Raw genomic sequence first — 20,787 nt, 5'->3', positions numbered from 1 at the left:
GCGCCCGTATCCCCTATCAGGAGCCACTCATGACTGACCGGACGCAACAGCGCACGGTGCGCCTCACCGTCGCCCAGGCCGTCGTCACCTACCTCTCCCGGCAGTACTCCGTGGCCGACGGTCACCGCCGCCGCCTCATCCCCGCCGCGCTCGGCATCTTCGGCCACGGCAACGTGGCCGGCCTCGGCCAGGCCCTCGACCAGCTCAGCGATGAACTCCCCTTCATCCAGGGCCGTAACGAGCAGGCCCTCGTCCACATCGCGACCGCCTACGGCAAGGCGAACAGGCGGCACTCCACCCTCGCCGTGACCGCCTCCATCGGGCCCGGCGCCCTGAACATGGTGACCGGCGCGGGCCTCGCCACCGTCAACCGGCTGCCCGTCCTGCTGCTGCCGGGCGACACCTACGCGACCCGCCACCAGGGGCCCGTACTCCAGCAGTTGCAGCACCCCATCGAGGCCGACACCTCGGTCAACGACGCCTTCCGGCCCGTCTCCCGCTTCTTCGACCGCATCACCCGGCCCGAGCAGCTGCTGACCGCGCTGCCCGCGGCGATGCGGGCGCTGACCGACGTGGACACCGGCGCGGTCGTCGTCTCCCTGCCGCAGGACATCCAGTCCCACGCCTACGACTACCCGGTGGAGTTCTTCGCCGAGCGCGACTGGACGATCCGCCGCCCGGCGCCGGACGCCGACGAGGTCGCGGCGGTGGCGCGGATGCTCGCCGAGGCGGAGAAGCCGCTGATCATCGCCGGTGGCGGGGTCGTGTACTCCGGTGCCACCGAGGAGCTGGAGGCGCTGGCCGACGCGGCCGGCATCCCCGTCTCGGAGACGTTCGGCGGCAAGGGCGCGGTGCAGCGGCGGGCCTGGTGGGGGCTGGGCGGTATCGGCCTCGAAGGCACCCAGGCCGTCAACGCCCTCGCCCGGGAAGCCGACTTCGTGCTCACCGTGGGCTCGCGTCTGACGGACTTCTCGACCGCCTCGCACTCCATCTTCGAGAACCCCGATGTGCGCTTCGCGAGCATCAACGTCAACGTGCACGACGCGGACCGGCTCGGCGCCACCGGCATCGTGGCCGACGCGAAGCGGGCGCTCGCCGCGCTGACCGACGCCGTACGCGCCAACGGCACGACCACGTCGGCCGGTTGGCAGGAGAAGGTGCGCGAGCTGGACGCGCGGTGGCAGGAGCTGCGGGCCGCCGCCCTCGACCCGGACACGCCCTTCGACCACTCCACCGCTGATCCCGACGTCGTGAGCGACACCGACGCGGTGCTCACCCAGGGCCAGTTGATCGGTCTGCTCCAGGAGCACGCGCGGTCCGGCGACACGATCATCGCCGCCGCCGGCGGTCCGCCCGGCGACCTCCAGAAGGTGTGGGACGCCACCGAAGGCCGCCTCGCGCACCTGGAGTTCGGCTTCTCCTGCATGGGCTACGAACTGCCCGCCGCGATCGGCGTCCGCCTCGCCGAGCCGGACGTCTCGAAGCGGGTGCTGTCCCTGCTGGGCGACGGCACCTTCCTGATGGCGCCGACCGAGCTGGTCACGGCCGCCCAGGAGCGGCTCCCGCTCACCATCGTGATCCCGGAGAACCACGGCTACCAGGTCATCCACCGCCTCCAGATGGGGCGCAACGGCCGGGAGTTCGGCAACGAGTTCCGGTACCGGGACGGCAGCCTGGAGATCGGTTCGCAGAAGCCCGCCCGGCTGGAGGGCGACTACCTCCAGGTCGACCTCGTCAAGACGGCGGAGGGCCTCGGCGCCCGCGCGCTCCGCGCCACCACCGCCGACGAGGTGCGGGCCGCCCTGGCCGACACCCGGGACCACGCCGGGCCCGTCGTCCTCGTCGTGCCCGTGATCCCGCACGCCGACCTCCCCGGTGCGGGTGTGTGGTGGGACGTGGCCCCGGCCGAGGTCTCCGAGCAGGAAACGGTCGCCCAGCTGCGCCGTGAGTACGAAGACGGTCTCGCTTCCCAGAGGTGGTACGGATGAACAACTCACCGTTGGACTTCGGCCGCCTGCGCCGCCGCCTCGCTGCCGGTGAGGCCACCCTCGGCACCTTCATCGGCCTCGCCTCCCCGGTCTCGGCCGAGGTCTGCGCCGCCGCCGGTGCCGACTGGGTGCTGCTCGACCTCGAACACGGCGCCGGGGGCGAGGAGCAGCTCCGTACGACCGTCCCCGCCGCCGCTGCCTACGGGGTGCCGACCGTCGTACGCGTCGAGTCCGCGGCCCGCATCCGCATCGGCCGCGCCCTCGACCAGGGCGTCGCCGGCGTCATGCTGCCGCGCCTCGACTCGGCGGCCGAAGTCGAGGAAGCCATCCGGCACTTGAGGTACCCGCCCACCGGGGACCGGGGCGTGGCCACCTACAACCGGTCCTGCCGTTTCGCCCTCGACCCCGAGGCCCTGGACCGTGAGGGGGAGATCCTCGGCGTGGTCCAGATCGAGTCGGTCGCCGCGCTGAACGAGGTCGAGGCCATCGCGGCCCTCGACGGAGCCGACGTACTGTTCGTCGGCCCCCGCGACCTCAGCCACGACCTCGGCGTGCCCGGCGAGTTCGGCGCCCCGGTCTACCAGCAGGCGCTGGAGCGCGTCCGCAAGGCCGCCGCCGACCACGGCAAGGCGTGCGGCCTCCTCGTCAACGACGGCGCGGCCGCGGCCGCCAAGCGGGCCGAGGGCTGGACCTTCATCGGCATCGGCTCCGACTCCACCCTGCTCGCCGCCGCCCTGTCCAGCGCGCTCGACCAAGCCCGGGCCTAGAAACCTCAGGAGACACAGATGACCCCCACCACCCCGGGCGCCGCACGCGAGATCGGCGTCGGACTCATCAGCGTCGGCTGGATGGGCAAGCTGCACAGCCGCGCCTACCAGGCACTGCCGTCCGTCTATCCCGAGCTGGGCATCAAGCCCCGCCTCGTGCACGCCGCCGACACGGCCGAGGACCGGGCCGCCTACGCCCGTGACGTCCTCGGCTACGAGAAGGCCTCGACCGACTACCGTGCCGTCCTCGACGACCCGGACGTCGAGGTCGTCTCGATCTGCGCGCCGAACCTCCTGCACCACGAGATCGGCATAGCCGCCGCCAAGGCCGGCAAGCCGTTCTGGATCGAGAAGCCCGTCGGCCGCAGCGCCGAGGAGACCGCCGAGGTCGCCGCCGCCGCCCGCGCCGCCGGTGTGGTCACCTCCATCGGCTACAACTACCGGCACGCCCCGGCCGTCGAGCGGGCCCGCCAGCTCATCGCCGAGGGACGGCTCGGCCGTATCACCAACGTGCGCGCCACGTTCTTCTCCGGCTACGCCTCCGAGCCCAAGGGCGCCCTGTCCTGGCGCTTCAAGCGGGACCTGGCCGGACACGGCGCGCTCGGCGACCTGATGAGCCACGTCGTGGACCTCGTCAGCTACGTCGTGGCCCCGATCGACGAGGTCTCCGCGCTCACCAGCACCGTCTACACCGAGCGCCCGCTGCTGCCCATGGGCTCCGGCACGCACTTCGCGGTGATCGAGGACGGCGAGATGGCGGAGGTCGAGAACGACGACTACAGCGCCGCTCTCGTCCGCTTCAACGGGGGAGCCGTCGGCACGCTGGAGGCGTCCCGCGTCATCGTCGGCCCGCAGTGCGGCATCGGCTTCGAGATCTACGGCACCGACGGCTCGGTCGCCTGGAACTTCGAGCGCATGAACGAACTGCGCGTCGCCGTCGGCCGCAGCGGCCCCGACCAGGGCTACACCACGGTGCTCGGCAACGGCCACATGGGCGACTACGCCAGCTTCCAGCCCGGCCCCGGCAACAGCATGGGCTACGACGACCTGAAGGTCATCGAGGCCAAGAAGTTCCTGGCCGCCGTCGCGGGCGTCGAGCACAACAACTCGACGATCGAGGACGCGCACGCCGTCGCCGAGGTGATCGCGGCCGCCGCGGCCTCCGCCCAGAGCGGTTCCTGGCAGCCGGTTCCGGCCGTGGACGGCGCGAACTTCGGTCACCCGGCGCGGAGTTGATCGTATGAGCAAGCATGTCGTAGTGGCCCTCGGCCCGGTCGACACGGACACGGTGGCCCCCGTCCTGGGCGAGCGGGTCACCTTCGTGACCGACCCGACGCCCGACGACCTCGCGGTCGCCGAGGGCGCCATCGTCCGCGCGGACCGGCATGTCGACGCGGACCTCCTCGCGCGGATGCCCCGGCTGCGGGTCATCGCCCGCACCGGAGTGGGCGTCGACCTGGTCGACGTGGCGACGGCGTCCGCCCGAGGGATCCCCGTCGTCGTCACCCCGAACAGCGGCAGCCGGGCCGTGGCCGAGGGCGTCCTCGCCATGGCACTGCATCTGACCAAGCGCCTGAACCCGCTGACCGAGCTGGTGCGCGAGGGCCGCTGGGCCGAGCGCGCCTCCCTGCCGGTCGGCGACCTGGACGGCGCCACCGTGGGGATCGTCGGCTACGGCCGCATCGGCCGCCGGGTGGGCGAGCTGGCCGCCGTCTTCGGCATGCGGACGCTCGCGTACGACCCGTTCAGCCCGCCGCCGGCCGACGTCGCCTGCGCCGATCTGGACGACCTCGTCGCCACCAGTGACGTCATCACCCTGCACACCCCGCTCACCGACGGCACCCGGCACCTGGTGGGCGAGCGCCTGCTGGCCCGGGTGAAGCCGGGAGCGATCCTCGTCAACTGCGGCCGGGGCGGTCTGCTCGACCTCGACGCCACCCTGGCCGCCCTGGAGTCGGGCCGGCTGTCCGGTGTCGGTCTGGACGTGTTCGACCCCGAGCCGGCCCTCTACCACCCGCTCTTCGACCACCCGAACGTCGTCCTCACCCCGCACCTGATGGGCATGACCCGCAGGGCGATGACGCTCACCTTCGTCGACGCGGCGCGCGGCGTCGCCGACGTCCTCGCGGACCGCCCGCCGGCCGCGGTCGCCGACCCCGACTACAACCTCCGGAAGGCCACGGCATGACCACTTCACCGCTGAACAGGATCGCCGGCGCGCCCATCTCCTGGGGTGTGTGCGAAGTGCCCGGCTGGGGCTACCAGTTGACGCCCGAACGGGTGCTCAAGGAGATGCGCGAGGTCGGCCTGGCCGCCACCGAGATCGGCCCCGAGGGCTTCCTGCCCGGCGAGCCGGACGCCATGGCCCGGACCCTCGCCGAGCACGACCTGCACGCGGTCGGCGGCTTCACCCCGCTGCTGCTGCACGTGCCCGGCCACGACCCGCTGCCCGAGACGGAACAGCTCCTGGAGAGCTACGCCGCCTCGAAGGCGGAGGTCCTCGTCCTCTCCGCCATCACCGGCCAGGACGGCTACGACTCCCGGCCCGAGCTCGACGCCGACGGCTGGAAGCTGCTGCTGTCCAACCTCGACCGGCTGACGGCGCTGGCCGCCGAACGCGGCGTACGGGCCGTGCTGCACCCGCACGTCGGCACGATGATCGAGAACGGCGAGGAGGTCCGGCGCGTCCTGGAGGACTCGTCGATCTCCCTCTGCCTCGACACCGGCCACCTGCTCATCGGCGGCACCGACCCCGCCGAGCTGACCCGGCAGGCACCCGAGCGCATCGCCCACACCCACATGAAGGACGTGGACGCCTCCATCGCCGCCAAGGTCCAGTCGGGCCGCCTCACCTACACCGAGGCCGTACGCGGGGGCATGTACCGCCCGCTGGGCGCGGGAGACGTGGACGTCGAGTCCATCGTCACGCACCTCAGCGCGCGCGGATACGACGGATGGTATGTCCTGGAACAGGACACCATCCTCACAGCGGAGCCCAAGGAAAAGGGACCCGTCGAGGAGGTATGGGAAAGCGCCGAGCATCTGCGCTCGGTGCTGCGCGCCACCGCATAACCGTATACAGACCACCTGTCCGCCCTGAGGGCGGGGACTTCCTGCCGCACGGGTCGTCCCCGCTCTCGGGCACATAACGATTTCGGGTCGAATTCACACCCGGCCGGGAATTGGCCTCGTCCGTCCCGGTCGGCTCGTAATCCATTTCTGAGGAATACCGAGAAATGACCACTGAGAAATTGCTCGCCACCTGCTGGACCACCGCTGGCGACGCCGCTCCCGACGGCGAGGACCTGCGCAGCCCGCTGAGCCTGCGGGAACGGGTGGAGGCCGCGAGCGCCGCCGGGTTCACGGCCTTCGGCCTGCTGCACGCGGACCTCGTGGAGGCCGAGCGGCAGTACGGGATCGCGGGCATCCGCTCCCTCTTCGCCGACAACGGACTCGACCACATCGAGCTGGAGCTGCTCACCGACTGGTGGACCGACGGACCCCGGCGCGCCGCGTCGGACGCCGTCCGCCGGCACATGCTCCAGTCCGCCGAGGCGCTCGGCGCACACCACCTCAAGATCGGCCCCGACGGCGAGGACCGCCCGTGGGAACTCGACGTCTGGGCCGAGGAGTTCGCCACGCTCGCCGCACAGTGCGACGACGTGGGCGCGCGGCTCGCCGTCGAGTTCCTGCCCTGGACCAACCTCAAGACCGTGCACGACGGTCTCCGGCTGGTCGAGACCGCCGGGCATCCGGCCGGCGGCCTCATCATCGACGTCTGGCACACCGAGCGCGCCCACACCCCGCCCGCGGAGCTGGCGAAGGTGCCCGCCTCGCGCATCGTGGGCGTGGAACTCAACGACGCCGACGCGCAGGTGATCGGCACCCTCTTCGAGGACACCGTCCATCGCCGCCGCCTGTGCGGAGAGGGCTCCTTCGACCTGCCGGGGATCATCACCGCCCTCCGCACGGCCGGCTGGTCCGGGCCCTGGGGAGTGGAGATCCTGTCCGACGTACACCGCAAGCTGCCGGTCCAGGAGGCCGCAGAGGCGGCGTACCGCACCGCGGCGGCGCTGCTGGCATAGCGGCCGGGGCAGAGCCGGGACAGAGCCGCAGGGGGCGGCGGGGACGAAACCACGGTCGTCCCCGCCACCCCCTGCCTTCGCGCGCGCCCCTATGCCCGTACGAGGAGTTGGAACTCGAACATGTAGCGCGCCGCGTGGTACAGGTGCGTGCCGTGTTCCACGGCCCCGCCCGCGGCGTTGTACGCCGTGCGCCGCATGGTGAGCAGGGCCGCTCCCTCGGGCACCGCGAGGTAGGCGCCCTCCTCGGCGGTGGCAGCGTGCGCGCCGATCGCCTGCTGCGCGCTGTGCAGGGTGACCCCGGCCGCGTACAGGAGCCGGTACAGGCCCGTGGACTCCAACTGTTCCGTGTCCAGGTCCAGCAGGAGACCGGTCGGCAGGTGGTTGCGGAGTACGGCCACGGCCAGACCGTTCGCGTACCGGATCCGTTCCAGCCGCAGCACGCTGTCGCCCTGCCTCACCCCAAGGGCCGTGGCGACCTCACGGGACGCCGGCACGACGTCGTTGCTCACCACCCGGGTGCTCGGCTGCTGCCCGGCCTCCCGCAGATCGTCGTAGAGGCTGGTGAGGTGCAGAGGGCGTTTGACCGTGTTGTGCACGACGTGGGTACCGACGCCCCGCCGCCGCACCAGCAGCCCCTTCTCGACCAGGGTCCGGATGCCCTGCCGGACGGTCGGCCGGGAGAGGCCGAGGCGTTCGCCGAGGTCGATCTCGTTGCCGATCAGAGCACCCGGCTGGAGCAGGCCGTGCTCGATGGCCTGCTCCAACTGCTGGGCGAGCTGGTGGTACAGCGGAACCGGGCTCCGGTGGTCGATGGCGATGTCGAACGGAGCCGGTTCGCCGCCCGCCTTCCGCTTCCCGGGCATGCTCAGTGGTTGCGGGGGAAGCCGAGGTCTACGCCGGTGGGGGCGTCGGCGGGGTCGGGCCAGCGGGTGGTGACGACCTTGCCGCGGGTGTAGAAGTGCGTGCCGTCGTTGCCGTAGATGTGGTGGTCGCCGAAGAGGGAGTCCTTCCAGCCGCCGAAGCTGTGGTAGCCGACGGGGACCGGGATCGGGACGTTCACGCCGACCATGCCGGCCTCGACCTCCAGCTGGTAGCGGCGGGCCGCGCCGCCGTCCCGGGTGAAGATCGCGGTGCCGTTGCCGAACGGCGAGGCGTTGATCAGGGCCACGCCCTCGTCGTAGGTGTCCACCCGCAGCACGCACAGGACCGGGCCGAAGATCTCGTCCTGGTAGGCCTTCGCCGACGTGGGCACCTTGTCGAGCAGCGAGATGCCGATCCAGTGGCCGTCCTCGAAGCCCTCCACGGTGTGGCCGGTGCCGTCCAGGACGACCTCGCAGCCCTCGGCCGCCGCGCCGGTGACGTAGGAGGCCACCTTGTCGCGGTGCACCTTCGTGATCAGCGGGCCCATCTCGGAGGTCGGGTCGTTGCCGGGACCAATCTTGATCTTCTCGGCGCGCTCGCGGATCTTCGCCACCAGCTCGTCACCGATCGCACCGACGGCGACGACGGCGGAGATGGCCATGCAGCGCTCGCCGGCCGACCCGTAGGCGGCGCTCACGGCGGCGTCGGCGGCCGCGTCCAGGTCGGCGTCCGGGAGGACCAGCATGTGGTTCTTGGCGCCGCCCAGCGCCTGCACCCGCTTGTGGTTGGCGGAGGCGGTGGTGTGGATGTAGCGGGCGATCGGGGTGGACCCGACGAAGGAGACCGCCTTGACGTCCGGGTGCTCCAGCAGACGGTCCACGGCCACCTTGTCGCCGTGCACGACGTTGAAGACACCGTCGGGGAGGCCGGCTTCGGCGAGCAGTTCGGCGATCTTCAGGGCCGCCGAGGGGTCCTTCTCGGAGGGCTTGAGGATGAAGGTGTTGCCGGTCGCGATGGCGATCGGGAACATCCACATCGGCACCATGGCCGGGAAGTTGAAGGGCGTGATGCCGGCCACGACACCCAGCGGCTGCCGGATCGAGGAGACGTCCACGCGGGTGGCGACTCCCGTCGACAGTTCGCCCTTGAGCTGCACGCTGATACCGCACGCCAGGTCGACGATCTCCAGGCCGCGCGCGACCTCGCCCAGCGCGTCGGAGTGCACCTTGCCGTGCTCGGCGGTGATCAGCTCGGCGATCGCGTCCCGGTTGGCGTCCAGGAGCGCGCGGAACTTGAAGAGGATCGTCGTCCGCTTGGCCAGGGACGAGGTGCCCCAGGTCGCGTAGGCGTCCTTGGCCGCGGCGACCGCCGCGTCGACCTCGTCGACCGACGCGAAGGGAACCTCCTTCTCCTGGGCGCCGGTTGCAGGGTTGAGAACGGGGCCGCGGCGTCCGGACGAACCTTCGTAGGGCTTGCCATTGATCCAGTGACGGAGGATTTTCATGGGTGCGGGTTTCCTCTCATGAAGCCGGGCATTGAATGGCTAATGCATGTAAAAACTGAAGCCGGCTCATCGCGTTGGGTAGGCGAAGGGAAAAGGCCGAATGACTCAGGCCATTTCAGGTGTAGAGGGCGCCACAAGCAACGTCAAGTGCATGTTCTGACATCTTGCCGTGATGGATAAATGATGTCATTACAAACGTTGACCCCCGGGGTTCATGGCTGTTCCATCTCGTCATGGGAAACATCCGCGTAAACGGCATGTGTCCCACAGCGCCTGCAACAGTCAGTCGCCTCCTTACCCTCCCCGTCGCACAGTGAGGTGCCGGAAGATGGATCGCACGTCGTACACCCGCTCCCGCAGAATCGTCCCCGTCGTCGCCACGGCCGCAGCCGCCGCGCTGCTCGTCGCCGGCTGCTCCAGCAGCTCGGGCGGCAAGAAGTCCACGGAGGACACCTCCGGCGCCTCGGCGGGCAAGGCCACCACTCCCCGCATGACGATCGCCATGATCACGCATGCCGCGCCCGGTGACACCTTCTGGGACATCGTCCGCAAGGGCGCCCAGGCCGCCGCCGCCAAGGACAACGTCAAGCTCGTCTACTCCTCCGACCCGAGCGCGGGCAACCAGGCCAACCTGGTGCAGAACGCGATCGACCAGAAGGTCGACGGGATCGCCCTGACCCTCGCCAAGCCGGACGCCCTCAAGAGCGTTGTCGCCAAGGCCGGGCAGGCCGGCATACCCGTCGTCGGCTTCAACTCCGGCGTGAGCGACTGGACGAAGCTCGGCATGCTGGAGTTCTTCGGGCAGGACGAGACGGTGGCCGGTGAGGCGTTCGGCAAGAAGCTCAACTCGGTCGGCGCCAAGCACACGGTCTGTGTCGTCCAGGAGCAGGGCAACATCGGCCTCACCCAGCGGTGTGCCGGGCTGAAGAAGACCTTCTCCGGCAAGACCGACATCCTGTACGTCAACGGCACGGACATGCCGTCGGTGAAGTCGACGATCACGGCCAAGCTCCAGCAGGACAAGTCGATCGACTTCGTGGCGACGCTGGCCGCCCCGATCGCCCTGACCGCCGCGCAGTCGGTGACCGACGCGGGCAGCAAGGCCAAGCTCGCCACGTTCGACCTCAACAAGGACGCGGTCGCCGCCATCAAGTCCGGCAAGATCCAGTGGGCCATCGACCAGCAGCCCTACCTCCAGGGCTACCTGTCGGTCGACTCGCTGTGGCTCTACAAGACGAACGGCAACTACAGCGGCGGCGGTGCGCAGGCCGTGCTGACCGGCCCGGCCATTGTCGACAAGAGCAACATCGACAAGGTCGCCGCGTTCGCCGCGAAGGGCACTCGGTGATGACTATGACCCAGACCACGGCTCCGGCGACGGGTTCCCCGTCGCCGGCTCCGCCGGACCATCAGACGGACGGCCGGACCTCCGAACGGCCTTTGGCGTTGCGGTTGTTGGCGCGTCCTGAGGTGGGTGTCTTCCTCGGTGCGGCCGCGGTGTATGTGTTCTTCCTGATTGCCGCTCCGCCGGTGCGGGACGGCGCCTCGATGGCGAACATCCTGTATCAGTCGTCGACGATCGGGATCATGGCGTTGCCGGTGGCGTTGCTGATGATCGGCGGGGAGTTCGACCTGTCGTCGGGTGTCGCGGTGATCACCTCGGCGCTGACCGCGGCGATGCTCAGTTACCAGCTGACGATGAACGTGTGGGTCGGTGTGATCGTCGCGCTGATCGTGTCGCTGGCGATCGGGTTCCTCAACGGCTGGCTGGTGGTCAAGACCGGTCTGCCGAGCTTCCTGATCACCCTGGGCACCTTCCTGATCCTGCAGGGTGTCAACCTCGCGGTGACCAAGCTGGTCACCGGGAACGTGGCGACCGATGACATCAGTGACATGGACGGCTTCAGCCAGGCCAAGAAGGTCTTCGCGTCGTCGTTCGATGTCGGCGGTGTGCAGGTGAAGATCACCATTGTGTACTGGCTGGTGTTCGCGGCCATCGCGACCTGGGTGCTGCTGCGCACGAAGTACGGCAACTGGGTCTTCGCGTCCGGCGGCAACAAGGACTCCGCCCGGGCGGTGGGTGTGCCGGTGACCTTCACGAAGATCTCGCTGTTCATGCTGGTCGGTCTCGGTGCCTGGTTCGTCGGTATGCACCAGCTGTTCTCGTTCAACACGGTGCAGTCCGGTGAGGGTGTCGGCAACGAGCTGATCTACATCTCCGCTGCCGTGATCGGCGGGTGTCTGCTGACCGGTGGTGCCGGTTCGGCGATCGGCCCGGTCTTCGGCGCGTTCATGTTCGGCATGGTGCAGCAGGGCATCGTGTACGCGGGCTGGAACCCCGACTGGTTCAAGGCGTTCCTGGGCGTGATGCTGCTCGGCGCCGTTCTCATCAATTTGTGGATCCAGCGCACCGCGACCCGGAGGTGACCTTCATGACCGACAACACGAGTGGCACCCACGGTGCGATCCTCCAGGATGCGGCGCCCGAGGGTGTCGACCATCCCCTCGTCCAGCTCCGCAACGCGGGCAAGGCGTACGGCAACATCCGTGCCCTGCACGGGGTGGATCTCGCGGTCCGTCCGGGCCAGGTGACCTGTGTGCTGGGCGACAACGGCGCGGGCAAGTCGACGCTGATCAAGATTATTTCGGGGCTGCACCAGCACACCGAGGGCGAGTTCCTCGTCGACGGGGAGCCGGTGCATTTCACCACTCCGCGTCAGGCGCTGGACAAGGGCATCGCGACGGTCTACCAGGACCTGGCGGTGGTGCCGCTGATGCCGGTGTGGCGCAACTTCTTCCTCGGCTCGGAGATGACCAAGGGCCCGTGGCCGCTGCGCCGTCTGGACATCGAGAAGATGAAGCAGACCGCGGATCACGAGCTGCGGGAGATGGGCATCGTCCTGGACAACCTGGAGCAGCCCATCGGCACCCTCTCCGGCGGTCAGCGCCAGTGTGTGGCGATCGCCCGCGCCGTGTACTTCGGCGCCCGGGTGCTGATCCTGGACGAGCCGACCGCCGCCCTGGGTGTCAAGCAGTCGGGTGTGGTGCTGAAGTACGTGGCCGCGGCCCGCGAACGCGGCCTCGGGGTCATCTTCATCACCCACAACCCGCACCACGCCTACATGGTCGGTGACCACTTCAGTGTGCTGCGTCTGGGCACGATGGAACTCTCCGCCGAGCGCAGCCAGATCAGCCTGGAGGAGCTGACCAACCACATGGCAGGCGGCACCGAACTCGCCGCCCTCAAGCACGAGTTGGCCCAGGTCCGCGGCGTCGACGTCGACGAGCTTCCGGGAGCGGACGAACTTCAGGTCGGTGCTTCCCAGACCAACTGACCACGACCACAGGAGACATGGTGGATCGGCTGGCCCTCTACGGGTAGGCCTACCCACAGCGGGAGGGGGCGGCACCGGACCGGTGCCGCCCCCTCCCGCTGTGTCATGCCGTGGTCGGAAGGAACGTACGCGGCCGGACGGAGAACCCGGCCGCCCCGTAGCACTCGTCGATGAACCGCATGGTGGTCAACGCGTCATCGGCGTCCAGCACCAACGGTGCGCCCTGCCGCAAGTGCGCGGCGAACGCCTCCAGTTGGTAGGTGTACGACGACCGGCGGCCGAGTTCCTCAGCGCGCTCACCGGCCGCTGTCCGCACCATCACCCGGTCGTCCAGATGCGGCTGGACGAAGTTCATCACCGTGGCCTCGCCGAGCGTGCCCACGACGCGAAGGTCCATCTGCCACTCGTGGTAGGCCATGTGACAGCGGGCGGTGCCGGTGGCGCCGCCGGGGAACTCCAGGTCGGCGTAGAGCCATTCGTCGACTCCCGGGGCCCCGGCCCGCTCGCCGCCGCGCGCGGCGACCAGTCGGGGCGCGCCGCCTCCCCAGGGGGCGAGCATCCGCAGCGCGTGCAGGCTGTAGCAGCCGAGGTCCATCAGCGCGCCGCCGGCCAGCGGCAGCGACCACCGTACGTCGCTGTCCGGCGGCGCGGGCATGGCGACCATGGCCTCTACGTGCCGGAGCTCGCCCAACTCCCCGCTGTCCAGCAGCTCGTGCAGGCGCGTGATGACCGGGTGGAAGAGGTAGTGGAAGCCCTCCATGAACACCGTGCCCGCCTTGGCGACGGCCTCGTGGACCTCGGTCGCCTCCTCGGTGTTGCTCGCGGACGGCTTCTCGGTGAGCACATGCTTGCCGGCCTGGAGCGCGGCCAGGTTCCACGGCCCGTGCAGGCTGTTGGCCAACGGGTTGTAGACGACCTCGATCTCGGGATCGGCGATCAGGTCGGCGTAGGAAGCGGCCACCCGCTCGACGCCGTGCGTGGCGGCGAACGCCTCGGCGCGGCCCCGGTCACGGGCGGCCACGGCCACCAGCCGGTGGCCGCCCGCGCGGGCCGGTCCCACAATGGACAGTTCGGCGATCCGGGCCGCGCCCAGCACTCCGATCCGCAGGGGTTCGTCTCTCATGCCTTTCGTACCTCCTCAAGTCGTACGGGTCGGTGCTCGCGCAGCGACAGGGTGCATGCCTCGGCGATCCAGCTCGCCTCGATGGCGTCCGCCACCGTGCAGGGCGAGCGGCGGGTGCCGGCGACGACCTCGGTGAACGCGGTGAGCTCGGCGCGGTAGGCGGCTGCGAAGCGGTCCATGAAGAAGTGGTGCGGGGTGCCCGCCGGGAAGGTGGCGCCCGGCTCCACGGAGCGCAGCGGCAGCCGGTCCTCAAGACCGACCGCGATGCTGTCCTTCATGCCGTGCAGTTCCAGGCGTACGTCGTGACCGCGGGCGTTGTGCCGGGAGTTGGAGACGACGGCGATGGCGCCGTCGTCGAGTGTGAGCAGCGAGGACGCGGTGTCGACGTCGCCCGCCTCCCGGATGTGGTCGACGCCCCGGTTGCCGCCGGTCGCGTACACCTCGACCACCTCACGGCCGGTGACCCAGCGCACGATGTCGAAGTCGTGCACGCTGCAGTCCCGGAAGATGCCGCCGGAGACGGCCACGTAGGCGGCCGGCGGCGGGGCGGGGTCGAGCGTGGTGGACCGTACGGTGTGCAGGTCGCCGAGCTCGCCGCTCAGCACGGCTTGCCGGGCGGCCACGCAGCCCGCGTCGAAGCGACGGTTGTAGCCGATGTGCACCTCGACGCCGCTGCCCTCCACGGCACGCAGCACATCGAGGCTCGCCTCGACGCCACGGGCCACCGGCTTCTCGCAGAAGACCGGGACGCCCGCCTTGACCGCGGCCCGGATCAGCTCCGGGTGGGCGTCGGTGGCGGCGGCGATCACGACACCGTCCACACCGGCGGCGAGGACGGCCTCGGGGGAGTCCACCGCGAGGGCCCCGAACCGCTCGGCGGCCGAGGCGCCGGCCGCGGGCACCGGGTCGGTGACCACCAGCGAGTCCACGACGTCCAGCCCGGAAAGGGTCTCGGCGTGGAACGCGCCGATACGGCCCAGGCCCATGATTCCCAAGCGCATGAAGATCCTGCTCCTTTCACCCCGCGGGGCGGCTCAGTCCTGTCCGCCGAAGACGATCTGGTCCCAGTCGATGACCGAGCCGGTGACGACACCGCTGCGGTCGGAGAGCAGCAGGACGACGAAGTCCGCGATCTCGTCGACCTGCCCGAGCTTGCCCATGGGCTGTGCGGCGGCCGCTTTCTCCCGCCAGTCGTCGCCCGCGCCGTGAAAGGCGCGCTGGGTGGCGTCCTCGCCCTCGGTGTCCGTCCAGCCGATGTTGAGGCCGTTGATCCGGATGCGGTCCCAGCGGTGTGCGTGCGCCGCGTTGCGCGTCAGGCCGGCCAGACCGGCCTTGGCCGCGGAGTACGCCGCCAGGTGGGGCGGCCCGCCGTGAGCGCAGTTGGAGATGATGTTGACGATGGTGCCGGGCGCCTTGCGGGCCGTCATGTCCGCCACCGCCGCCTGCATGGCGAAGAACGGCGCCCGCAGATTGATCGCCATGTGCTGGTCGAACAGCTCCGGCGTGGTGTCCAGGAGCGAGCCGCGCGACGTCAGTCCGGCCGCGTTGACCAGGCAGTCGACCCGCCCGTACACGTCCGTGGCGTGTACGACGCTGTCGCGCGCCTGCGCCGGGTCGGAGAGGTCCGCCCGCACGAAGTGCGCGCCGGTGTCCGCGGCGAGCTGCTCGCCCACCTCGGCCCGGCGGCCGGTGAAGACGACGCTCGCGCCTTCCCGTACGGCCGCCCGCACGATCCCCGCGCCGACGCCCTGGCTGCCGCCGTTGACGAGGACGACTCTGTCCTCAAGAAGTCCCATGAGGTCTCGGTGCCTTTCAGCTCTCGCGGCGCTTGGCGGCCGCCTCTAGTTCGTCGCGCAGTCGTTCGGGGTCCCAGTCCTCGGTGACGGCCTGGTGGAGGGTGTCGGCCTGGGAGGGCGGGGCGAGGCCGTCGACCGGTGGGTCGAGGTCGAGGTTGGTCGGGAAGGGGTAGCCCTCGGCGGTGGCGGCGATCACGCGACGCAGCCAGTCTTCCGTGACGCCCTCGGCCTTGCGGGTCAGCAGCACCGGGAAGAGGGCGTTCGCCATCGCCTCGCGGTCCACGGTCTCCATCGCACGCCCGAAGCCGGAGGAGATCTGCAGCAGGTTGGCCATGCGCTTGATGTCAACCGACCGGTTGTGTCCGGCGCCGTGGAAGAGCGCGGGGTTGAAGAAGACCGCGTCGCCCTTCTCCAGGGGGAGCTGGACGTGGTGCGCGCCGAAGTACTCGATGAACTGGGGGAGGCGCCAGGCGAGGTAGCCGGGCTCGAACTTCTGCGAGTGCGGGAGGTAGAGGGTGGGGCCGGACTCTACGGGCATGTCGCAGTGGGCCACCGCGCCCTGGAGGGTCAGCACGGGGGAGACACGGTGCACGTGCGCCGGGTAGGCGGCGGCGCGTTCCTGGGTGAGGAAGCCGAGGTGGTAGTCGCGGTGCACGTTCTGTGCGGCGCCGCCCGGGTTGACCACGTTGAGCTGGGAGGTGACCTGGTAGGCGGGGCCCAGCCAGGCCTCGGAGATCAGCTCCAGGATGTCGTTGGCGTAGTAGTCGGCGAACACCTCGGGCGCCCGTACGGCCACCTTGTCCAGGGCGTTCCACACCCGGTCGTTCGCGCCGGGCTTGGCGAAGTGGTCGCCACGGCCCGCACTGCTCGCCCGCTCCTCCTCGATCAGTGCGCGGAAGGCGTCCGACGCCCGGTCCACGACGGCCTCGTCCGAGAAGGCACCCTTGAGGACCACGATGCCGGGCCCGTCCAGCAGCGCGGAGACCAGTTCGCTCTGCACGTCCCGGCGGCCCTCGAAGGTGGCCGCGAGAGCACGGAGGCGGGCGCTGTCGTAGAGCACCACGTTCTGCTCCACGCCCGCGGCCGACGGGTAGTCCCCGATGTCGGTCTTCTGCTCGACGAGTGAGCGGAACGCATCGAGGTCGCAGTCGGCCTCGGTGAGCCAGGTTCGCTTCGCCGTCGCTGGGGAGGGCATCAGGGTCCTTTCGCAGTGCCTGCTTTTCTGCCAGTCTTGATAACCCGCACCCATCAGGCAATCCTCAGCGGTGAATCAAAAACCCATCATCCTCCTTTGGGGCCAGTCATGCGTCACCCCTATCCGATCAGGGAAATCGCCCGCCAGGCCGGGCTGAGTACCGCCACGGTGGACCGTGTCCTCAACTGCCGGGGCAACGTGACGGAGAGCACCATCAGGGAGGTGCAAGAAGCCATCAAGGATCTGGACCGGCAGCAGACCCAGGTCCGGATCGCGGGCCGTACCTTCATGATCGACATCGTCATGCAGACGCCGGAGCGGTTCTCCACCGCCGTACGCGAGGCGCTGGAGGCCGAGCTGCCCTCCCTGCATCCCGCCGTCGTGCGCTCACGCTTCCACTTCCGCGAGACCTGCCCGTCGGCGGAGCTGATCGGCACCCTCGAAAAGATCGCCAGGCGCGGTTCGCAGGGCGTGATCCTCAAGGCCCCCGACCTGCCGGAGATCTCCGCCGCCGTCGGGCGACTGGTCGGGGCCGGCATCCCCGTGGTCACTCTGGTGACCGACCTGCCGCACAGCTCTCGCCTGGCGTACATCGGCATCGACAACCGCGCCGCGGGCGCCACCGCCGCCTACCTCCTCCAGCAGTGGCTCGGCGATCGGCCGGGCAACGTGCTCGCCACGATCAGCCGCGGTTCCTTCCGGGGCGAGGAGGAGCGCGAGATGGGCTTCCGCAGCGCGATGCGGCTCGGCGACGCCAAGCGCTCCCTGGTCGAGGTCACCGACAGCGACGGACTGGACGCCACCCAGCGCGCCCTCGTCCTTGAGGCGCTCAAGGACGACGAGGACATCGTCGCGGTCTACTCCATGGGCGGGGGCAACCTCGCCACGCTGGACGCGTTCGACGACCTCGGCAGGCCGTGTGCCGTCTTCATCGCCCACGACCTCGACCACGACAACACGCGGCTGCTGCGCGAACGCCGCCTCTCCGCCGTCCTCCACCACGATCTGCGCCAGGACGTACGCCGCGCCTGCCAGGCCGTCATGCGGGCCCACAAAGCCCTGCCGGACGACGGCCCGACCCTCCCCTCGGCGATCCAGGTGGTCACACCGTTCAACCTGCCGCCCGACGCCTCGCCCATGCCGTTCCTGGGCTGACGCCCGGGGGTTCTCAGGGGATCGGGTCCCGATCGGGCCCGGCGCGGTCCAGGTCCCGGAGGGCCCGGTCGGTGATGCGGGCGGTGAGGGCGTTGGCGAAGCGTTCGGCGTGGAGGACTCTGAAGGGTCTGGAGTGGTAGGGGCGGGTGGTGGGGTCGACGCGGTCGGTCAGGTCGAGCTGGTTGTGGATGCCGGCGACGGCCTCGTAGGCGTAGGCGAGGTGTTTCTCGCGGGTGTGCCAGTCCGTGGCCGCGAGGGCGGCCGTGAGGACCGGGGTGAGGCGGTGGCCCGCGGTGGTGCGGGCGAAGGCGCTGCCCAGCCATTTGTCGTACGGCGGGTAGCGGCGGTCCATGAGGAGGCACAGGCGCATCAGATGGCGGATCTGGTGGGCCGCGATCACCGCGGAGCCCAGCTCGTCGCCGACCTCTCCGCAGCGGCCCACGAACGCCTCCCGCTCGGATATGTGCAGCCACTGACGGGCCAGCACATGGAGCCAGATGTCGCGGGGGTACCAGCGCAAGGTGTGGCGCAGCGGGCCGAGTTGGTGCAGGCCGTCGTGGAAGACCGCGCCCGCGGTGACCTCCGCGAGGAGCTGGGTGGGCGTGGCCAGCCAGTCGGCGGAGGTCACCTCGTGGGTCGGGTCGAAGCCGAGGGTGTCGGTGAACCAGGCCCTGGTGTGGGTGACTTCGACGCGGTGGTGGACCGGGCCGTCGGTGCCGCGCATGACGCGGATGTCTCCCTCGCCGGTGGGGGCGAAGTGGGTCGGGTAGCCGTGGAACGTCTTCGGGAGGTGTTCGGCCAGGTGGTGTCTTATGCGGCCCGCGTGCCGGGGGACGTCCCGGGGGCGCAGGAAGAGCTGGAGCCGCGGCCCCCATTCGTGGTCGGTCGAGCGCGGGGTGTCGTAGCCGAGGACCTCGGAGCCGCCGCCGATGCGGGCGGCGGAGTGCGGGAGGTCGGGGGCGGTCTCTTCGAGGAGGGGGCGGACGGCTTCCGTGTAGAAACGGCGGGAGAGTTCTAGGCCCGGTAAAAAAGTTGGCATATTCGTGAAGCTCATGCGGAGACCCTGCCCAGTCCGGACATGATCGTGCGCCCCAATTTCCGTCGGTGATCGCCGAGTTGGCCCTCAGGCCGGCTTCCCGGTGTCGCCCAGCTTCCGCAACGCCTCGTCCGTCAGCCGGTACACCGTCCACTCGTCCTGGGGGCGGGCGCCCAGTGCCTCGTAGAAGTCGATCGAGGGGCGGTTCCAGTTGAGGACGGACCACTCCAGGCGTTCGTAGCCGCGGGCCACGCAGATGCGGGCCAGTTCGGTGAGGAGGGCCTTGCCCTGGCCGGTGCCGCGGGCGGTGGGGCGGACGTACAGGTCCTCCAGGTAGATGCCGTGGACGCCGCGCCAGGTCGAGAAGTTGAGGAACCACAGGGCGAAGCCGACCGGTTCGCCGGTGGTGTCGTCGATCGCCAAGTGGGCGTAGGCGCCCGGGTGTTGGCCGAAGAGGGCCTCGTGGAGCTGTTCCGGGGTGGCCCTCGCCTCCTGGGGTTCCTTCTCCTAGGCGGCGAGTTCGCGGATCAGGGCGTGGATGACGGGGATGTCGGTGGGGATCGCGGTGCGGATCATGCGGAGAGGGTAGACGGGCTCGGGTCCATGTCCCGCTCGGCGGGCTCGCGGCGGGGGAGCAGGAGCGGGCTGGTCAGGAGGAGGGCTCCGGCCAGTGCGATCGCGGTGCGCGGGGTGGTGGCCGCCGCCACCAGCCCCCACGCGGCCGTCGTCGCCGCGATCGCCGTGCTGGTGCTGACCGACCAGGCGGTGAGGGTGCGGGCCACGCGGTCGGGGGCGGTCCGGGTGAGCCGGGCGGTGGCCAGCAGGGGGTTGAAGACGCCGATGCAGGTCACCAGGCCGAGTTGGACGCCGGTGACGAGAAGCATTCCGGGGACTCCGGGCCGGACGAACGCCAGCCCGATCGGCCAGCACGCGCGCAGCGCCCCGGCGGTGAGCATCACCTTGTGTGCTCCGAACCGGGTCGCGAGCGGGCGCGCGAGGCGTGAGCCGAGAAAGCCGCCGGCGCCGGAGGAGGCCGCGAGCGCGAGGGCGAACTGCCAGGGCGCGAATCCGAGGCGGCCCAGCATGAGGACGGCGAGCAGGGGCTCGGAGGCCATGATCAGGCCGTTGACCGTCATCGCGTTGAGGAGCAGCGGACGCAGGGTGGGGTGGGCGAGGATGTAGCGCCAGCCGTCGAGCAGGTCGCCCGCGCGCAGCCGCGGCCCGCCGCTCCGCTCGGGGCGCGGCTCCGTCCCGCCGATGGCACGGATACCGAGAGCCGAGAGCAGATAGCTGACCGCGTCCGCCACCACGGTCGTCACCGGGCCGAACAGCCCGATCGCGGCCCCGCCGAGCGGCGGTCCGAGCATGGTCGAGGTCCATGTCGTGGACTCGAAGCGGGCGCTGGCGACGAGCAGGTCCTCCTGCGGTACGAGCGACTTCAGATACGAGCCACTGGCCGCGTTGAAGGCGATGTTCGCGGCGGCGACGGTGATCGAGACGAGGAGGAGCTGCGCGAAGGTGAGCCGGCCGAGCGCGTACGCGGCGGGGACGCTCAGCAGCGCCGCGAACCGGGTCAGGTCCATCGCGATCATCACCGGCCGCTTGCGGCGGAACTCCACCCACGGGCCGAGCGGCACCGCGACCAGGGCTCCCACGGCCCGCCCGGCGGCGGACAGCACCGCGACCTGGGTCGGCCCGGAGTGCAGCACCAGGATCGCGAGCACGGAGAACGCGCCGAACCCGAGGCCCGTGCCGTACGAGCTGACGGCGAACGCCGCCCACAACCACCCGAACCGCCGCCCGAGCGCCCGCCTGCCCACCCGTACTCCCTCGCTCGAACCACCCCGCGCCGACCTCACGGACCTCAGGGATCAAACCGAGGAGCACCCCGACCGGTCAAACAACCGACCCGCCGCGAGACCACAACCTCTGGTTGTACGAC

General features: G+C 70.4%; 18 protein-coding genes and 1 pseudogene. 10 read left to right on the top strand and 9 right to left on the bottom strand.

The window, feature by feature from the left end:
* Positions 1-29: 29 nt before the first annotated feature.
* The 6 genes from iolD to AB0M63_RS16335 all read left to right on the top strand — a co-directional run bounded on the left by iolD (position 30) and on the right by AB0M63_RS16335 (position 6,840).
* A complete protein-coding gene (iolD, locus tag AB0M63_RS16360; protein WP_366019818.1) occupies positions 30-1,988 on the top strand; it encodes a 3D-(3,5/4)-trihydroxycyclohexane-1,2-dione acylhydrolase (decyclizing) in 1,959 nt (652 codons plus the stop codon).
* Positions 1,985-2,755, top strand: a complete 771-nt coding sequence (locus AB0M63_RS16355; protein WP_355910251.1) for an aldolase/citrate lyase family protein — start codon at positions 1,985-1,987, stop codon at positions 2,753-2,755. The genes iolD and AB0M63_RS16355 overlap by 4 nt, the downstream gene beginning before the upstream one ends.
* Before the next feature lie 18 nt (positions 2,756-2,773).
* Positions 2,774-3,991, top strand: coding sequence for a Gfo/Idh/MocA family oxidoreductase (locus AB0M63_RS16350; RefSeq protein WP_355910254.1), 1,218 nt, complete (start codon positions 2,774-2,776; stop codon positions 3,989-3,991).
* Between the two features lie 4 nt (positions 3,992-3,995).
* Positions 3,996-4,943, top strand: a complete 948-nt coding sequence (locus tag AB0M63_RS16345) for an NAD(P)-dependent oxidoreductase (RefSeq protein ID WP_355910257.1) — start codon at positions 3,996-3,998, stop codon at positions 4,941-4,943.
* Positions 4,940-5,827 carry a sugar phosphate isomerase/epimerase gene (locus tag AB0M63_RS16340; protein WP_366019816.1) on the top strand — a complete coding sequence of 296 codons (888 nt, stop codon included), beginning with the start codon at positions 4,940-4,942 and terminating at the stop codon, positions 5,825-5,827. Before AB0M63_RS16345 ends, AB0M63_RS16340 begins: the two co-directional genes overlap by 4 nt.
* Before the next feature lie 164 nt (positions 5,828-5,991).
* Positions 5,992-6,840, top strand: a complete 849-nt coding sequence (locus AB0M63_RS16335) for a sugar phosphate isomerase/epimerase family protein (protein ID WP_366019815.1) — start codon at positions 5,992-5,994, stop codon at positions 6,838-6,840.
* A gap of 89 nt (positions 6,841-6,929) precedes the next feature.
* Here the strand turns inward: AB0M63_RS16335 and AB0M63_RS16330 are convergent, their stop codons facing one another.
* Together AB0M63_RS16330 and mmsA are read right to left on the bottom strand one after the other, a co-directional pair.
* Positions 6,930-7,703 carry a GntR family transcriptional regulator gene (locus AB0M63_RS16330; protein ID WP_366019813.1) on the bottom strand — a complete coding sequence of 258 codons (774 nt, stop codon included), beginning with the start codon at positions 7,701-7,703 and terminating at the stop codon, positions 6,930-6,932.
* 2 nt (positions 7,704-7,705) lie between these two features.
* Positions 7,706-9,205 carry a CoA-acylating methylmalonate-semialdehyde dehydrogenase gene (gene mmsA, locus AB0M63_RS16325; RefSeq protein WP_366019812.1) on the bottom strand — a complete coding sequence of 500 codons (1,500 nt, stop codon included), beginning with the start codon at positions 9,203-9,205 and terminating at the stop codon, positions 7,706-7,708.
* A 328-nt stretch (positions 9,206-9,533) separates the two neighbouring features.
* On the opposite strand from mmsA, the gene AB0M63_RS16320 reads away from it, so the two are divergent.
* Genes AB0M63_RS16320 through AB0M63_RS16310 form a run of 3 tightly spaced genes read left to right on the top strand, consistent with a single transcriptional unit; the run spans position 9,534 to position 12,540 of the window.
* Positions 9,534-10,553 (top strand): sugar ABC transporter substrate-binding protein, encoded by a 1,020-nt coding sequence (locus AB0M63_RS16320; RefSeq protein ID WP_355925571.1) that lies wholly within the window; start codon positions 9,534-9,536, stop codon positions 10,551-10,553.
* Positions 10,553-11,632 carry an ABC transporter permease gene (locus AB0M63_RS16315; protein ID WP_355925573.1) on the top strand — a complete coding sequence of 360 codons (1,080 nt, stop codon included), beginning with the start codon at positions 10,553-10,555 and terminating at the stop codon, positions 11,630-11,632. Before AB0M63_RS16320 ends, AB0M63_RS16315 begins: the two co-directional genes overlap by 1 nt.
* A gap of 5 nt (positions 11,633-11,637) precedes the next feature.
* Positions 11,638-12,540 carry an ATP-binding cassette domain-containing protein gene (locus tag AB0M63_RS16310; protein WP_358849596.1) on the top strand — a complete coding sequence of 301 codons (903 nt, stop codon included), beginning with the start codon at positions 11,638-11,640 and terminating at the stop codon, positions 12,538-12,540.
* Between the two features lie 103 nt (positions 12,541-12,643).
* Here the strand turns inward: AB0M63_RS16310 and AB0M63_RS16305 are convergent, their stop codons facing one another.
* From AB0M63_RS16305 to AB0M63_RS16290, 4 genes are read right to left on the bottom strand one after another with little or no spacing between them, the layout of a single operon-like run.
* Positions 12,644-13,663, bottom strand: coding sequence for a Gfo/Idh/MocA family oxidoreductase (locus tag AB0M63_RS16305; protein WP_355925466.1), 1,020 nt, complete (start codon positions 13,661-13,663; stop codon positions 12,644-12,646).
* Complete coding sequence (locus tag AB0M63_RS16300) at positions 13,660-14,664, bottom strand: Gfo/Idh/MocA family oxidoreductase (RefSeq protein WP_355925469.1); 1,005 nt, start codon at positions 14,662-14,664, stop codon at positions 13,660-13,662. Before AB0M63_RS16300 ends, AB0M63_RS16305 begins: the two co-directional genes overlap by 4 nt.
* A 33-nt stretch (positions 14,665-14,697) precedes the next feature.
* On the bottom strand, positions 14,698-15,459 hold the full coding sequence (locus tag AB0M63_RS16295; RefSeq protein ID WP_366019810.1) for an SDR family oxidoreductase: 762 nt from the start codon (positions 15,457-15,459) through the stop codon (positions 14,698-14,700).
* A gap of 16 nt (positions 15,460-15,475) precedes the next feature.
* On the bottom strand, positions 15,476-16,654 hold the full coding sequence (locus tag AB0M63_RS16290; protein ID WP_366019809.1) for a phytanoyl-CoA dioxygenase family protein: 1,179 nt from the start codon (positions 16,652-16,654) through the stop codon (positions 15,476-15,478).
* 108 nt (positions 16,655-16,762) lie between these two features.
* Between AB0M63_RS16290 and AB0M63_RS16285 the strand changes: the two genes are divergently transcribed.
* Entirely contained in the window at positions 16,763-17,809 is a 1,047-nt protein-coding gene (locus AB0M63_RS16285) for a LacI family DNA-binding transcriptional regulator (RefSeq protein ID WP_355925477.1), read from the top strand.
* A gap of 13 nt (positions 17,810-17,822) precedes the next feature.
* Here the strand turns inward: AB0M63_RS16285 and AB0M63_RS16280 are convergent, their stop codons facing one another.
* The 3 genes and pseudogenes from AB0M63_RS16280 to AB0M63_RS16270 all read right to left on the bottom strand — a co-directional run bounded on the left by AB0M63_RS16280 (position 17,823) and on the right by AB0M63_RS16270 (position 20,665).
* Complete coding sequence (locus AB0M63_RS16280) at positions 17,823-18,848, bottom strand: DUF4037 domain-containing protein (protein ID WP_366019942.1); 1,026 nt, start codon at positions 18,846-18,848, stop codon at positions 17,823-17,825.
* An 84-nt stretch (positions 18,849-18,932) separates the two neighbouring features.
* Positions 18,933-19,421 (bottom strand): annotated as a pseudogene (locus AB0M63_RS16275) (GNAT family N-acetyltransferase).
* Complete coding sequence (locus tag AB0M63_RS16270; RefSeq protein ID WP_366019808.1) at positions 19,418-20,665, bottom strand: MFS transporter; 1,248 nt, start codon at positions 20,663-20,665, stop codon at positions 19,418-19,420. The pseudogene AB0M63_RS16275 and the gene AB0M63_RS16270 overlap by 4 nt, the downstream one beginning before the upstream one ends.
* Between the last annotated feature and the right edge of the window lie 122 nt (positions 20,666-20,787).

The organism is Streptomyces sp. NPDC051576 (assembly GCF_040681835.1).
Lineage (GTDB): Bacteria > Actinomycetota > Actinomycetes > Streptomycetales > Streptomycetaceae > Streptomyces.
Note: the sequence above shows the minus strand (reverse complement) of the source record. Positions and strands in the feature narration are given on the sequence as shown.

Excerpts from the sequence above, each read along its gene's own strand:
- iolD (WP_366019818.1), top strand. The coding sequence starts at position 30 with ATGACTGACCGGACGCAACAGCGCACGGTGCGCCTCACCGTCGCCCAG.
- AB0M63_RS16355 (WP_355910251.1), top strand. The coding sequence starts at position 1,985 with ATGAACAACTCACCGTTGGACTTCGGCCGCCTGCGCCGCCGCCTCGCT.
- AB0M63_RS16350 (WP_355910254.1), top strand. The coding sequence starts at position 2,774 with ATGACCCCCACCACCCCGGGCGCCGCACGCGAGATCGGCGTCGGACTC.
- AB0M63_RS16345 (WP_355910257.1), top strand. The coding sequence starts at position 3,996 with ATGAGCAAGCATGTCGTAGTGGCCCTCGGCCCGGTCGACACGGACACG.
- AB0M63_RS16340 (WP_366019816.1), top strand. The coding sequence starts at position 4,940 with ATGACCACTTCACCGCTGAACAGGATCGCCGGCGCGCCCATCTCCTGG.
- AB0M63_RS16335 (WP_366019815.1), top strand. The coding sequence starts at position 5,992 with ATGACCACTGAGAAATTGCTCGCCACCTGCTGGACCACCGCTGGCGAC.
- AB0M63_RS16330 (WP_366019813.1), bottom strand. The coding sequence starts at position 7,703 with ATGCCCGGGAAGCGGAAGGCGGGCGGCGAACCGGCTCCGTTCGACATC.
- mmsA (WP_366019812.1), bottom strand. The coding sequence starts at position 9,205 with ATGAAAATCCTCCGTCACTGGATCAATGGCAAGCCCTACGAAGGTTCG.
- AB0M63_RS16320 (WP_355925571.1), top strand. The coding sequence starts at position 9,534 with ATGGATCGCACGTCGTACACCCGCTCCCGCAGAATCGTCCCCGTCGTC.
- AB0M63_RS16315 (WP_355925573.1), top strand. The coding sequence starts at position 10,553 with ATGACTATGACCCAGACCACGGCTCCGGCGACGGGTTCCCCGTCGCCG.
- AB0M63_RS16310 (WP_358849596.1), top strand. The coding sequence starts at position 11,638 with ATGACCGACAACACGAGTGGCACCCACGGTGCGATCCTCCAGGATGCG.
- AB0M63_RS16305 (WP_355925466.1), bottom strand. The coding sequence starts at position 13,663 with ATGAGAGACGAACCCCTGCGGATCGGAGTGCTGGGCGCGGCCCGGATC.
- AB0M63_RS16300 (WP_355925469.1), bottom strand. The coding sequence starts at position 14,664 with ATGCGCTTGGGAATCATGGGCCTGGGCCGTATCGGCGCGTTCCACGCC.
- AB0M63_RS16295 (WP_366019810.1), bottom strand. The coding sequence starts at position 15,459 with ATGGGACTTCTTGAGGACAGAGTCGTCCTCGTCAACGGCGGCAGCCAG.
- AB0M63_RS16290 (WP_366019809.1), bottom strand. The coding sequence starts at position 16,654 with ATGCCCTCCCCAGCGACGGCGAAGCGAACCTGGCTCACCGAGGCCGAC.
- AB0M63_RS16285 (WP_355925477.1), top strand. The coding sequence starts at position 16,763 with ATGCGTCACCCCTATCCGATCAGGGAAATCGCCCGCCAGGCCGGGCTG.
- AB0M63_RS16280 (WP_366019942.1), bottom strand. The coding sequence starts at position 18,848 with ATGCCAACTTTTTTACCGGGCCTAGAACTCTCCCGCCGTTTCTACACG.